At 63.4% G+C, this 13,380-nt stretch carries 12 protein-coding genes; 6 read left to right on the top strand and 6 right to left on the bottom strand.

Translation table 11 applies throughout. From position 1 onward, the window contains the following. Positions 1 to 158 precede the first annotated feature (158 nt). Together rpmF and HHL24_RS12090 are read right to left on the bottom strand one after the other, a co-directional pair. Positions 159 to 338 carry a 50S ribosomal protein L32 gene (rpmF, locus tag HHL24_RS12095; RefSeq protein ID WP_006051932.1) on the bottom strand — a complete coding sequence of 60 codons (180 nt, stop codon included), beginning with the start codon at positions 336 to 338 and terminating at the stop codon, positions 159 to 161. A 101-nt stretch (positions 339 to 439) separates the two neighbouring features. Continuing rightward, positions 440 to 1,084: a DUF177 domain-containing protein gene (locus HHL24_RS12090; RefSeq protein WP_169485706.1), complete on the bottom strand. Its 645-nt coding sequence runs from the start codon at positions 1,082 to 1,084 to the stop codon at positions 440 to 442. Between the two features lie 252 nt (positions 1,085 to 1,336). Between HHL24_RS12090 and HHL24_RS12085 the strand changes: the two genes are divergently transcribed. Together HHL24_RS12085 and HHL24_RS12080 are read left to right on the top strand one after the other, a co-directional pair. Further along, a complete protein-coding gene (locus tag HHL24_RS12085; RefSeq protein WP_169485705.1) occupies positions 1,337 to 1,954 on the top strand; it encodes a Maf-like protein in 618 nt (205 codons plus the stop codon). Continuing rightward, positions 1,951 to 2,670, top strand: a complete 720-nt coding sequence (locus HHL24_RS12080; protein WP_169485704.1) for an SAM-dependent methyltransferase — start codon at positions 1,951 to 1,953, stop codon at positions 2,668 to 2,670. The genes HHL24_RS12085 and HHL24_RS12080 overlap by 4 nt, the downstream gene beginning before the upstream one ends. Positions 2,671 to 2,780: 110 nt before the next feature. On the opposite strand, the gene HHL24_RS12075 is transcribed toward HHL24_RS12080, so the two are convergent. The 4 genes from HHL24_RS12075 to HHL24_RS12060 are packed head-to-tail and all read right to left on the bottom strand — an operon-like array spanning position 2,781 to position 5,897. Beyond that, the gene (locus HHL24_RS12075; RefSeq protein WP_169485703.1) at positions 2,781 to 3,785 is read right to left on the bottom strand and encodes a S49 family peptidase; all 1,005 of its coding nucleotides are present in this window, start codon (positions 3,783 to 3,785) and stop codon (positions 2,781 to 2,783) included. 33 nt (positions 3,786 to 3,818) lie between these two features. Next, on the bottom strand, positions 3,819 to 4,223 hold the full coding sequence (locus HHL24_RS12070; RefSeq protein WP_169485702.1) for a Rieske (2Fe-2S) protein: 405 nt from the start codon (positions 4,221 to 4,223) through the stop codon (positions 3,819 to 3,821). Beyond that, positions 4,220 to 4,879: an HAD-IIIA family hydrolase gene (locus HHL24_RS12065; RefSeq protein WP_169485701.1), complete on the bottom strand. Its 660-nt coding sequence runs from the start codon at positions 4,877 to 4,879 to the stop codon at positions 4,220 to 4,222. Before HHL24_RS12065 ends, HHL24_RS12070 begins: the two co-directional genes overlap by 4 nt. Further along, complete coding sequence (locus HHL24_RS12060; RefSeq protein WP_169485700.1) at positions 4,872 to 5,897, bottom strand: RluA family pseudouridine synthase; 1,026 nt, start codon at positions 5,895 to 5,897, stop codon at positions 4,872 to 4,874. The genes HHL24_RS12065 and HHL24_RS12060 overlap by 8 nt, the downstream gene beginning before the upstream one ends. A gap of 731 nt (positions 5,898 to 6,628) precedes the next feature. Between HHL24_RS12060 and HHL24_RS12055 the strand changes: the two genes are divergently transcribed. The 4 genes from HHL24_RS12055 to moeA all read left to right on the top strand — a co-directional run bounded on the left by HHL24_RS12055 (position 6,629) and on the right by moeA (position 13,303). Beyond that, on the top strand, positions 6,629 to 9,940 hold the full coding sequence (locus HHL24_RS12055; protein WP_169485699.1) for an Rne/Rng family ribonuclease: 3,312 nt from the start codon (positions 6,629 to 6,631) through the stop codon (positions 9,938 to 9,940). 244 nt (positions 9,941 to 10,184) lie between these two features. Further along, the gene (gene moaA / locus HHL24_RS12050; protein WP_169485698.1) at positions 10,185 to 11,294 is read left to right on the top strand and encodes a GTP 3',8-cyclase MoaA; all 1,110 of its coding nucleotides are present in this window, start codon (positions 10,185 to 10,187) and stop codon (positions 11,292 to 11,294) included. Positions 11,295 to 11,306: 12 nt separating this feature from the next. Continuing rightward, entirely contained in the window at positions 11,307 to 11,921 is a 615-nt protein-coding gene (gene mobA / locus HHL24_RS12045; RefSeq protein ID WP_169485697.1) for a molybdenum cofactor guanylyltransferase MobA, read from the top strand. 74 nt (positions 11,922 to 11,995) lie between these two features. Then, a complete protein-coding gene (moeA, locus tag HHL24_RS12040) occupies positions 11,996 to 13,303 on the top strand; it encodes a molybdopterin molybdotransferase MoeA (RefSeq protein WP_169485696.1) in 1,308 nt (435 codons plus the stop codon). The last annotated feature ends 77 nt before the right edge of the window (positions 13,304 to 13,380 follow it).

The raw sequence follows: 13,380 nt of genomic DNA, 5'->3' as shown, positions 1-13,380 counted from the left end.
TTCAGGCGCCCTGCATGGGACCGCAGCAAGCGCCAAAGCGCCAACTGCAATCGACACAAAAAAGCGGCAGTTGAATGCCGCCTTTTTGCCGAGCCGGGAAAATGTCAAGCGAGCCGATCGCCACGCGAAACGCCAAGAGGCGCAACGCAGTGAAACGATTAGTCGTTCTTCGTCTTGACGACTTTCTTGCCGCGATAGTAGCCGTTCGGGCTAACGTGGTGACGCAGATGCACTTCGCCGGTGCTCGGCTCCACGGCCAGCGGCGCTGCCGTCAGGAAATCGTGCGAACGGTGCATGCCGCGCTTCGACGGCGACTTCTTATTTTGTTGAACTGCCATGACTAACTCCTAAAAATTTTCCGAATTCTAACACAGCCCGACCCGGTGTTCGCCATTGACCGAATGGCCAATGCGCCCGCTTCGCGCTCCCATGCAACTGTTCAGTGCTTCTTGTCGCCCGGCTCACCGCGCTTGAGACTTTCGAGCGCAGCAAACGGATTGGGCCGCTCGGGCTCACCGCCCTCACCAGCTTCGTCCGGCGCAGCCTCGTCGCCCTCGCCTTCTGCTCCAGCCACACCAGAGACGAGGCTCTCGTGCACTTCGGGACAAACCTCGTGCTTGGGCACGAGCGGCAAGGAAAGCAGCAACTCTTCTTCGATCAAGTCGATGAGATCGAACTGGCGCGAGCCCACGATCACTTCGACTTCATCCTCGTCGAGCGGAAACTCTTCGGCTTCCGCCTCAGTGTTGACGATCCGGTACGTTGCATCGACATTGAACGCCTGCAGATACGGCGTCATGCAACGCTGACATTCGAGCCATGCAGCACCGTGAATCGCCAATCTCAAATAAGGCTGCGGACCCTCGGTGCCGTCGTCCTGCAATTCCGGCTGCGTCGCCCCTTCGGCTTGCCAGGTGAACGCGGTATCGCGGTCTGGCGCTTCTGCCGGGACTTCGTTTAACATGCGCGGCAGTTGCGAGACGCGCACGACACCCGCGGCCTGACGCCCACTCCGCGCAAATTCGAACAGATCGATATCGTGCGGGTCGGACAGACCAGCAGGGTTGCCAGGATGTTGAGTCATGTGCGCTCCTGCGTCGGCAAGGATTTCGCCGGGGGTAAATCGGTTTGCAATTCAAAGTAACCCGCGGAACTCATGCGCTGCCCAGTGTTGTCCACACGGGTTACCACGCAAGCGGCCCGCCTGTGCAATAGCATACCGATGAAAAGCCCGAAATCATATCCGTTTTGTCTTTTCGAGTCAAACACTTAAGCCCGTACACGTGCGATACCCGCACAACCCCGTACGACCCGCCTCTCTAGCCGTTGCTTGCACATGCCAGATTCCCTCAAACGCCCGCCACGCCTAATCCTGGCGTCGAGTTCGCCCTATCGTCGCGATCTGCTCGAGCGCCTGCGTATTCCGTTCGATGTCGTCGTGCCGGCGATCGACGAAACGCCGCTCGCCGGCGAAACACCCGAAGTGACCGCCCTGCGCCTCGCCGAGGCAAAGGCCCGTGCGGTGGCCGGCGGACTCGGCGCCGGTGAAGCCGCACTCGTCATCGGCTCGGATCAGGTTGCCACCTATGACGGCCTGCAGATCGGCAAGCCCGGCACGCATGACAAGGCACTCGCCCAGCTGCAGGCAATGCGCGGCCGCGAAGTGCTGTTTCATAGTGCACTCTGCCTGTTCGACAGCCGTTCAGGGGCGTCGCAGGCCGTCGACGTCATCACCCGCGTGCAATTTCGCGACCTGCCGGACGCCGCGCTCGACGCTTATCTGCGCGCTGAAACGCCATACGACGTCGCAGGCAGCGCCAAATCCGAAGGCCTCGGCATCGCGCTGCTCGAAGCCATTCACTCTGACGACCCGACCGCGCTGGTCGGGCTGCCGTTGATCGCACTGTCGCGCATGTTGCTCGCAGTGGGTTATCCACTTCTGGGGGCATCATGAGCGGCACCTTATATTTGATCCCGAACACGCTCGGCGAAGGCGATACCGACGCCCTCGACGCCGTCCTGCCCGCGCCGGTGCGGGCGCGCGCGGCGTCGCTGCACTATTACATCGGTGAAAACGCGAAAACCACCCGCGCTTTTCTGAAGAAAGTCGGCACTGAAAAGCCGATTCAGGAAATCGAGATTCGCGAACTGAACGTCAACACGCCGGCAGGTGAGATCGACAAACTGCTCGCACCTTTGCTGGCGGGCACGGATGCCGGCTTGGTGTCCGAAGCCGGCTGTCCGGCGGTCGCCGATCCGGGCGCCCTGCTGGTGCGCCGCGCGCACGAGCGCGGCGTGAAGGTTGTGCCGTTTGTCGGACCCAGTTCAATTCTGCTCGCGTTGATGGCTTCCGGCCTGAATGGCCAGAGTTTTGCGTTCCACGGCTATCTGCCGGTCGACGCCACCGAACGGGCCAAGCGTCTGCGCGACCTGGAGCAACAGTCACGCAAAGGTAAGCAAACGCAGATCTTTATCGAGACGCCGTATCGGAATCGCGCTTTGCTCGACACGTTGCTGGCAACCTGCGCGCCTTCGACTTTAGTTTGTGTCGCCGTTGATCTGACGCTGGAGACGGAAACCATCGCCAGCCGCACCGTGGCCGACTGGAAGAAGAAGCCGGCTATCGATCTGCACAAGCGGCCGGCAATTTTCCTGATCCTCGCCGTCTGATCACGGCCGCGTTTCAAGCTGATCAACTTGCCAATCGCGGTTTAGCGGCAAAAAACAAAAAAGCCCCGCGCGATCGACACGCGACCGCACGGGGCTTTACTCGCACTGAATCACCGCAGACTCATCTTCCCGCCAAGCGCCATCGCGTGAACGGCGCCACTGCCGACCGCCGCGCCGAACTTGCGCGCCACACGGTCCGTAATGCTCTCCTTGACCGTGTAGTCAACGATATCCGGCGCCTTGAAGAGGTCGCGCGCGACGTAATCCGCGTCACCGAAACCATCGGCAAGCCCCAGTTCGACACTCTTCTGACCGGTCCAGAAGAGCCCCGAGAACATGTCCGGCGTTTCGTGCAGGCGCTTACCGCGACCCTCACGCACGGCGTCAATGAACTGCGCATGAATCTGATCGAGCATGTCCTGCGCATGTTCGTCCATCTTCGGCGTTTCCGGAGAGAACGGGTCAAAAAAGCCCTTGTTCTCACCCGAAGTGTGCAGGCGGCGCTGGATCCCCAGCTTATCCATCAGCCCCGTGAAGCCGAAGCTGTCCATCAGCACGCCAATCGAACCGACGATGCTCGCCTTGTCCACGTAAATCTTGTCGGCCGCCGCGGCCGCGTAATAGCCGCCCGACGCGCACATGTCGCCGACCACGACATACAACGGGATCGACGGATACTTGGCGCGCAACCGGCGAATTTCGTTATAAATGATGCCCGCCTGCACCGGACTGCCGCCCGGGCTATTACAGCGGAGGATCACGCCTGCCGTACCCGCATCGTCGAACGCACTTTCCAGGGCAGTGTTGATATCTTCCGCGTTCGCGTTCGTATCAGCGGAGATTTCGCCGTCAAGCGTGATCATGGCCGTATGCCGGCCAGTGGTCGTCACCTTGTCACCGGAGAAATCGAACGCGCCCCATACAGCCAGCAGCAAGACGATCAGGAATACAAACCGGAAGAAGATCTTCCAGCGGCGTGCCGCGCGTTGCTCGGTAATTGCCGCAAGCGCGATGCGCTCCAGCGCGGCGCGCTCCCAGCCCGGCTCATCGGCAGGCGTGCGGGGGCGGCCTGTCAGGGACGGTTCCTTCGGTTCGGGAGTCAAATTTTCAGACATGCGGTGCAGTGGAAAGGTCGAAGAGGAGAAAAATCAGGGCGCGGCCGGGCGTAGTTCGCCGTCCGGCAGCCAGAACACGGCACGGCCTTCAGGGGTATCCCGCTCGTCAACCTGGATGGGACGCAACCGGCCGCCACGGCACGGGCCGCCGACGCATTTGCCCGTATCAGGCGCGTAAATCGCGCCATGTGTAGCGCACATCAAGTATAAACCGGACGATTCGAAGAACTGCCCTTCGGACCAATCGAGCTCCATCGGCACGTGGGCGCAGCGGTTCAGATAGCCGTATGCACGGCCATCATAGCGAACAAAAAATACCACGGCCTCGCTGCCGCCGAAGCGGGCTGCGCGCCGCACGCCCGCGCCGCCGTCGACCAGTTCTTCGGACGCGCAAATGCGAACAGCCTCCGTTCCCGCCTCGGTCATAGCCGCACTCATGCGTTCTCTCGCAACCAGCCAGACAGCGCGCTGACGCTCGACGCAACGAATTTCGGCGACAGCGCGGTCAGCGAGCCAGCAGGATGCGCGCCGTACGTGACACCGATGCCCGCCACGCCCGCATTGATCGCCATTTGCAGATCGTGCGTCGTATCACCCACCATCACCGTGCGTGCCGGATCCTGCCCCAGTTCACGCGTAAGCTCGTGCAGCATGGCCGGATGCGGTTTCGAGAAGGTTTCGTCCGCACAGCGGGTGCCGTCGAACAGGCTCGTCAGCCGCGATTGATCGAGTGCGCGGTTCAGCCCGACGCGGCTCTTGCCGGTCGCCACTGCCAGCAAATAGCCTTGATCGCGCAATTCCTGCAGCATCTCGCGCACGCCGACGAACAGCTCGGTGGTCTGGTCCTTAACCAGATAGTGGAAGCGGTAGCGCTCCGCCAGACGCGGGTAATCGGCCGGATCGAGCGTGGGCGCGGCGATTTGCAGCGCGTCGCGCAAGCCAAGGCCGATCACGTAGCTGGCGGCCTCATCGGCGGGAACCGGCAGACCGAGATCCCGGCATGCCGACTGAATGCTGCGCGTGATGTGCGCGGTCGAATCCATCAGCGTACCGTCCCAGTCGAAGACGATCAGGTCAAATTGCTCTCTAGCCATGCGGTGTCGTCTCCGGGTTTGACCCATTTCGTAATTCATTGAGCTGCGCAACGAAACTGCGGCATTCGGCCGGCAGCGGCGCCTCGAACTGCACGGGTGCGCCGGTTGCCGGATGCGTCAGCTTAAGACGGTACGCGTGCAGGAACATGCGCTTCAGGCCAGGCTTCGCGTTCGCGCGCGCCAGCGCCTTGTTCAGCGCGAAGTCGCCGTATTTGGCATCGCCGACAATCGGCAGTTCCAGGTGCTGCAAATGGACGCGAATCTGATGCGTGCGGCCAGTCTTCAGTTCCGCCTCGAGCAGCGCGTACTCCGGCCAGCGGTCGATCAGATTGAAAACCGTGTGCGACGCGAGGCCATCGGCCTGGACGCGCACACGCCGTTCGCCGTCCGCGGTCAAATACTTGTGCAGCGGCTCCTTGACCGCGCGGCGGCGGCCCCAGTCGCTCGCCCATTCACCGTGGACGCACGCATAGTAGCGCTTATCCATCTTGTTCTCGCGAATCTGCTCGTGCAGATTGACCAGCGCGGAGCGCTTCTTGGCGAGCATCAGGATGCCGGACGTCTCGCGGTCCAGCCGATGCACCAATTCGAGGAATTTCGCCTGCGGCCGCGCTTCGCGCATCTGTTCGATCACGCCGAACGCGACACCGCTGCCACCGTGGACCGCCACGCCGGCCGGCTTGTCGATGACGAGCATATGCTCGTCTTCAAAAATAATTTTGAAATCGGCGCTCGGCACCGGCGCCTGGGCGATCGCTTCGTTCGGTTGAGCGACGCGAATGGGCGGCACGCGCACCAGATCGCCCAGCTCAAGGCGGTACTGCGCGTCAATCCGGCCCTTATTGACACGCACTTCCCCGCTACGCAGGATGCGGTAAATATGGCTTTTCGGCACGCCTTTACAGACGCGCAACAGGAAGTTATCAATGCGCTGTCCGGCCGCACTGTCGTCGATCTCGATCATCGAGACCTGGTCGCTTGCGACCGATTTCTGGGATATTTTGCCTAACTCTTTCATTATGAATATAATTTGCCCAGCAGTCTGCGGCGGCCGGCGCAGTGTCCGGAATTCGGGCGGATTGCGCAGGCGCAAGCGATAAACCGTTATTTTACTTGCGCCGGGGTCTGGTTGCTCACCCTGAAAATGAGATGCAACATGTTGCACGCACGAAGTCAGTGCCCGGCAGGGACGGCGCCCACAGGCGCGTTCGGTCAAGGTCGGCTTCGACGGTAACGGAATTTTGGTAAAAAAGAATTTAACTTTCAGCTTCGATATCGGGCGGTCTGACGCCCTGCTGTACGAAGCTGACGGTTGCGAAAATACGGCGTGCGCCCGAGGCGTCTTGTAGAAAATACAAGACATGGCGACGTCAAAATGAGGCGAGACACCCCCAGCGAGAAAAGACGCGCCGACTGCGCGAACTTCCCGCTGCGGCATGACCGCAGCCTCCGGCCCTCCGGTCACGCGCCCAGTTGGCGCACCGGCGCGAGTGGACGAAAGGCTTATGAAGGTCTGCTGGCAGAACCCGCGGCGTGTCGGGTCGTTATTTGAAGCCGTGTTCGCATGTGCCCTGCGGCACCGTGCCCATTTTTCAATGGGCCGGGCCCTCTCAGGCAATTCTCCCGCCATTTTTCCCGCTCCAGCGTGCTTGTGAAAACACAATAAGGCGCGGCATGCCGCTGCCCTACTGGCTCTCGCGACTGACAACCGCGCAGCCGAGGGCTAGCTAAGCCGCCTGGAGCCGTTCAATGAAACGAATGTTGTTCAACGCGACGCAGCAGGAAGAACTGCGCGTTGCCATCGTCGATGGGCAAAAACTCATCGATATCGACATCGAAACCGCCGGGCGCGAACAGCGCAAAGGCAATATTTACAAGGGCATCATCACCCGCATCGAGCCTTCGCTCGAAGCGTGCTTCGTCAACTACGGCGAAGACCGCCACGGCTTTTTGCCGTTCAAGGAAGTCGCCCGTCAGTATTTCCGTGACGGCGTCGACATGCGCTCCGCGCGCATCCAGGACGCCCTGAAAGAAGGTCAGGAACTGATCGTTCAGGTCGAAAAGGAAGAACGCGGCAACAAGGGCGCAGCCCTCACCACCTTCATCTCGCTCGCCGGCCGGTATCTGGTACTGATGCCGAACAACCCGCGCGGCGGCGGCGTGTCGCGCCGGATCGAAGGCGACGACCGTCAGGAACTGCGCGAAACCATGGCGCAGCTGCAATTGCCGGAAGGCATGAGCATCATCGCACGCACGGCCGGTATTGGCCGCAGCGCCGAAGAGCTGCAGTGGGACCTGAACTACCTGATGCAACTGTGGCGCGCCATCGAGGCCGCGTCGCAAAGCGGTTCGAGCGGTCAGCCGATGCTGATTTATCTCGAATCGAGTCTGGTGATCCGCGCGATTCGTGACTATTTCCAGCCGGATATCGGCGAAATCCTGATCGACACCACCGAAATCCATGACCAGGCCCGCGCCTTCATGGATATTGTGATGCCGGACAATGTCAGCAAAGTGAAGCGGTATCACGACGACGTGCCGCTGTTCTCGCGCTTCCAGATCGAACACCAGATCGAAACCGCGTACTCGCGCACAGTGCCGCTGCCCTCCGGCGGCGCCATCGTGATCGACCACACGGAAGCACTGGTCGCGATCGACGTGAACTCGGCGCGCGCCACCAAAGGTGCCGACATCGAGGAAACGGCGGCACGCACCAACCTCGAAGCTGCCGACGAAGTGGCCCGCCAGCTGCGCCTGCGCGACCTGGGCGGCCTGATCGTGATCGACTTCATCGACATGGAATCGGCCAAGAGCCAGCGTGAAGTCGAGCAACGCCTGAAAGACGCGCTGAAGCACGACCGTGCGCGCGTCCAGATGGGCAAGATCTCGCGCTTCGGCCTGATGGAACTGTCGCGTCAACGTCTGCGCCCGGCTTTGTCGGAAGGCAGCCACGTGACGTGCCCGCGCTGTAACGGCACGGGCCACATCCGCGATACCGAATCGTCCGCGCTGCAAGTGCTGCGGATCATTCAGGAAGAAGCGATGAAGGAAAACACCGCGGCGATCCATTGCCAGGTGCCGGTCGAAGTGACCGCCTTCCTGCTGAACGAAAAGCGCGCGGAAATCAACAAGATCGAATCGCGTTTCAAGGTCAACGTCGTTCTGATCCCGAACAAGCACCTCGACACGCCGCATTACAAGCTCGAGCGCCTGCGTCACGACGATGCACGCCTCGACGAGCCGCGCGCCTCGTGGAAGATGGCCGAAGAAGCAGCCCGCGAACTGGAATCGGAAACCGGTTACAGCAAGCGCGTCGAGGACGTGAAGCCGAAGCAGGAAGCGGCGGTCAAGGGCATCACGCCCGAGAAGCCGGCGCCGAGTGCACCGGTCCGTCCGGTGGCAACCCCGGCTCCGGTGGCTGTCACCCCGGCCAGCGGCGGCTTTATCGGCTGGTTGAAGAATCTGTTCGGCATGCAGCCGGCCGCACCGGCGCCTGTCGCGCCAGCTACGACCGACAAGCAGGCGCGTCCGCAACGCGGCGAACGCACGGAGCGCGGTGAGCGCACCGGCGAACGCGGCGGCGACCGCAACCGCAATCGCCGTGGCGGCGCAGGCGGCCGTGATGCAGCGGGCCGCGCCGAAGGCACGACCGGCGGCCGTCCGGCTCAAGGTCAGCAGCCGTCGCAGCGTCGCGAGGAACGCGAACCGCGTGAAGGCCGTGAGGCACGCGAAGGTCGTGAACCGCGTGAAGCCCGTGAATCGCGCGAGCCGCGTGCTAACCGTGAGCAGCGTGAACCGCGCGAGGCCCGTGAAGGCCGCGAACCGCGCGAGGCTCGTGAGCCGCGTGAAGGTCGCGAGGGCCGCGAAAACCGTGACCGCGACAATCGCGGCAACGAGCGTGCGGAAACCGTCGACGGCGCACCGCGTGCCGAACGTGGCGAGCGCCAGGAACGCGGCGAACGCCGTGAGCGTGGCGAGCGCGCTGAACGTGGCGAACGCCGCAAGCCGCAGCCGGAAGCGGCAGATGCACTGACGCAAAACGAAACGCAAGCGGCGGAAGAACTGGCGCAAAACCAGATCGCCTTGGGCGAAAACGGTGCGCCGATCGATCAGGAAGCGGTGGCGCGTGAAGGTGAAGAGCGCCGTCGTCGCCGTCGCGGCCGTCGTGGTGGCCGTCGTGAGCGTGAAGAAGACGTGAACGGCAACCTGGCTGCGGACGTCGCGGAAGGCGAAAGCGACACCGCCAATGTGACCGACGAAGCACCGGTGCGCACCGCGCATCAACCGGTCGAGCACAAGGCTGAAGTCAACGAAGTGACCGACGTTAAGCCGGTGGAAGTGGCTGTCGCTGCTGTTGCGACGGAAACCGTCGTGGTCAGCGAACTGCACGCTGTAACTGAAACGCCGGCCGTCGCCGTCGAGACGGCTGCGAAGGCGGAAACGGTTGCGCCGGTCGCAGAAGCGCCGGTGGCCCCCGTTGCGGTCGAGCAAGCAGTGAAAGCGCCGGTGGCGCAAGCCGTTGCCGCGCCGGTCGAAGCAGCGCAAGCTGTGCCGGCCGCAAGCGAAACGGTTTCGTTCGTCGAACCGGTCGCTCGCGTTGAAGCCCCGGTTGAAGCGCTGGTCGAAACGCCGGCAGTTGCTCCGGTCGTTGAAGCGCAAGCTGCTCCGGCTCCGGTAGAAACCGCAGCCCCGGCGGCAGTGGTCGAAGCACCGGCCGCCCAGCCGGCACGGCAAGCCGATATCTTCGAAGCGCAACCGGTCGTTGCAGCGGTCGCACCGGCAGTTGAAGCGGTGGTCGAGCCGGCAGCAGTCGAGCCGGCACCCGTTGCAGCTGCGCCGCAAGCACCGCGTAATGCCGGTGTGTCGGCGGAAGCCCTGAAGCCGGTGCTGGAACAAGCCGGTCTTGTCTGGGTGAACACCGACGCCGACAAGCTGCGCGCCGCGCAAGAAGCTGCTGCGCAAGCGGCCAAGCCGGTTCGCGTGGGTCGCGAGCGTAAGGCATTGCCGCCGGTCGAAACCGCGCCGATGCAAATGGTGGAAACCGGTAAGCACCCGCAGTAAGCGAACCGCTGCCATGCAAAAAGCCCGCCCTCACCGGCGGGCTTTTTGTTTTATGGGCGTCGCGCGATCGCGTGCTGTATGCCACTCCCCGTATACCCGGACAGCCTCCGGGGGCCGGCAGCCGCCGGATGCATTTCCGCTAGAATGAAGATCTAGGTTCCAATCGCAGCATCAATCGTGGCACCCGAGCAGCACCTAAGCAGCACCCGAGCAGCCCAAACCGAAGCATCACGCGAAGCAATTCATGTCCCGACGCATCATCCCTGTTGCCGATCTCAGCGCAGTGCCGGTCATTTCCGGCCCCGTGCAGGCGCCCAGCGGCGCGCTGCACGACACGCTGGCGCGCCCGCTGCGCGATCTGCGCATCTCGGTGACGGATCGCTGCAACTTCCGCTGCGTCTACTGCATGCCGCGCGCGGTGTTCGACAAGGATTACGCGTTCTTGCCGCATAGCGCACTGCTCAGCTTCGAAGAAATCGAACGGGTTGCGCGGCTCTTCGTCGCACACGGCGTCGAGAAAATCCGTCTTACGGGTGGCGAACCGCTCCTGCGCAAAAATCTGGAATTCCTGATCGAGCGGCTCGCGCAACTCACCACACCGGAAGGCCGCCCGCTCGATCTGACGCTGACCACCAATGGCTCGCTGCTGGAGCGCAAAGCGCGCAGCCTGAAAGACGCTGGCCTGACCCGCGTGACGGTGAGTCTCGACGCGCTCGACGACACCCTGTTTCGCCGTATGAACGACGCCGACTTCGCGGTCGCCGACGTGCTGGACGGGATCGCCGCCGCCCACGCGGTGGGGCTCGCGCCGGTGAAGGTCAACATGGTCGTCAAGCGCGGCACCAACGACAGCGAAATCGTGCCAATGGCGCGTCACTTCAAAGGCTCGGGCGCGGTGCTGCGCTTTATCGAGTACATGGACGTGGGCACGTCGAACGGCTGGAACATGACCGAAGTGCTGCCTTCCGCTGATGTCGTGACACGCATTGCCGAGCATTTCCCACTCGTGCCGCTCGAAGCGCACAGCCCAGCCGAGACCGCCCAGCGCTGGGGTTACGTGGACGGCGGCGGAGAGATCGGCGTGATCTCGAGCGTGACACGCGCGTTTTGCGGCAGTTGTACGCGCGCGCGTCTGTCGACCGAGGGCAAGCTGTATTTGTGCCTGTTCGCGTCGTCCGGTCACGATCTGCGCGCGTTGCTGCGCAGCGGTGCGAGCGACGCCGACATCGCCACCGCTGTCGCCGAAATCTGGCAAGGCCGCGGCGACCGTTATTCGCAATTGCGCGGCAGCAGCGCAGCCGCGCCGCGCGAACAGGACGGCCGCCGCGTGGAAATGTCGTACATCGGCGGCTAAGCGGCCGAGCCCATGAACCCGACCCGCGAACACATCACCGGTCTGGTCCTCGCGGGCGGACGCGGCATGCGCATGGGCGGCGTCGACAAGGGACTGCAAACGCTGCATGGCGAGCCACTTGCCTCCCATGTGCTGAAGCGGCTCGCGCCGCAAGCGGGTGCCCTGCTGATCAGCGCCAATCGTCATCCTGACGTCTACACCACCCTCGGCGCGCCGTTCGGCGCCAAGGTGCTAGCCGATACCCTGCCCGGCTTTCCCGGGCCGCTGGCGGGCCTGCTCGCCGGGCTGCGCGCGGCCGGCACCGCGTACCTGCTGAGCGCGCCCTGCGACACGCCAGGACTGCCCGCCGAACTGGCCGAACGGCTCACACAGGCACTCGACTCGAATCAGGCGGATATCGCCACCGTCACGACCACCGACGCCGAAGGCCACGTCTCGCTCCATCCCGTGTTCGCGTTGCTGCGCACGAGTCTCGCAGACGACCTGGCAGCCTTTCTGGAAGCCGGTGAGCGCAAGGTCCGCGCGTGGTACGCGCGCCACAAGACGGTCGAAGTCGCCTTTACCGACGAGCGCGCGTTTTACAATATCAATTCGTTACAAGAACTCGCCGACCTCGAGCGTTGCTGAGGCCCCGGTTGAAATCCCGCTCCGGCCGCACGGCAGCAGCCGCGCCCGCCTCCGGTCGCGACGTCCAGCCCTTAATGACCACGCTTAACGAATTTTCCCGCTGCGTCGCGCAGTACGATCCTCATGCGCTACCTGTTTCGGCCGCCCAGTCGATCGTCCGTCAATGGGCCGCGCCCGTCACGGCGGTCGAACGCGTGCCCTTGCGCGATGCGCTCGACCGTGTACTGGCGGCCGACATCATCTCGCCGATCGACGTCCCTTCGCACGACAACTCGGCCATGGACGGCTACGCGTTCAATTGCGCGGCATTGGCAGCGAATGAGTCTACGGTCGATTTGACGATTGTCGGCAAAGCGCTGGCCGGCCATCCGTTCGCGGGTCACGTCGGCACGACGCAATGCGTGCGCGTCATGACGGGCGCCTGCATGCCGGCTGACTGCGACACCGTCGTGCCGCAGGAGCTTGTCGAGCGCAGCGCCGATTCCACCTCCATTCGTTTTGCGGCCAACGCCGTGCGGGCCGGCGCCAACCGGCGCCGCGCCGGCGAAGACCTCGCTCGCGGCCATGCCGCGCTGCGCGCCGGCCGCATCATGCGCGCGTCGGACCTCGGTCTGCTGGCTTCGCTCGGCATTGGCGAAGTCAACGTGCGGCGGCGTTTGCGCGTCGCATTTTTCTCGACCGGTGATGAATTGCGCTCGCTCGGCGAGCCGCTCGACCAGGGTTCGGTGTACGACAGCAATCGCTACACGCTGTTTGCGATGCTCCGGCGCCTGAACATGGATACGCTCGATCTCGGCGTGGTGCGCGACGAACCCGCCGCGCTCGAAGCCGCATTGCGCAGCGCCGCAGCCAGCGCCGACGTGGTGTTGACCTCGGGCGGCGTCTCGGTCGGCGAGGCGGATTTCACCAAGCAATTGCTGCAGACGTTCGGTGACGTCGCGTTCTGGAGTCTCGCGATGCGTCCGGGCCGGCCGCTCGCTTTTGGCCGCGTCTGGTCCGGCGACCATCCGGGTCTCGGGCTGCCCGCGTTATTCTTTGGCCTGCCGGGCAATCCAGTGGCCGTGATGGTGACGTTCTACCAGATCGTGCGCGAGGCGCTGCTGCTGATGTCCGGCGCAACGCCGCAGGCACTGCCGCTATTGCGCGCCGCCAGCCGCCAGATCATCCGCAAACGCGCCGGGCGCACCGAGTACCAGCGCGGCGTGGCCGAGCAGGTACTCGGTGCGCCCGGCCAATGGCATGTCACGCCAACCGGCTCGCAAAGCTCCGGCGTGTTGAGTTCGATGAGCGAAGCAAATTGTTTCATCGTTCTCGGGCACGATGAAGCCGATATTGCCGAGGGCGAGCACGTCGATATCATGCTGTTCGACGGCCTCATCTGACGCCTGACGGATCGCTTCCGTTACGGCTTTTTTGCAGCCTCATTGGTGGCCTGATTTGCAGCTTCACCCATTACCAC

The sequence above is a fragment of the Paraburkholderia polaris genome (assembly GCF_012927345.1).
GTDB lineage: Bacteria > Pseudomonadota > Gammaproteobacteria > Burkholderiales > Burkholderiaceae > Paraburkholderia > Paraburkholderia polaris.
The sequence above is the reverse complement of the archived record's forward strand: the minus strand, read 5'-3'. Positions and strand labels throughout refer to the sequence as shown.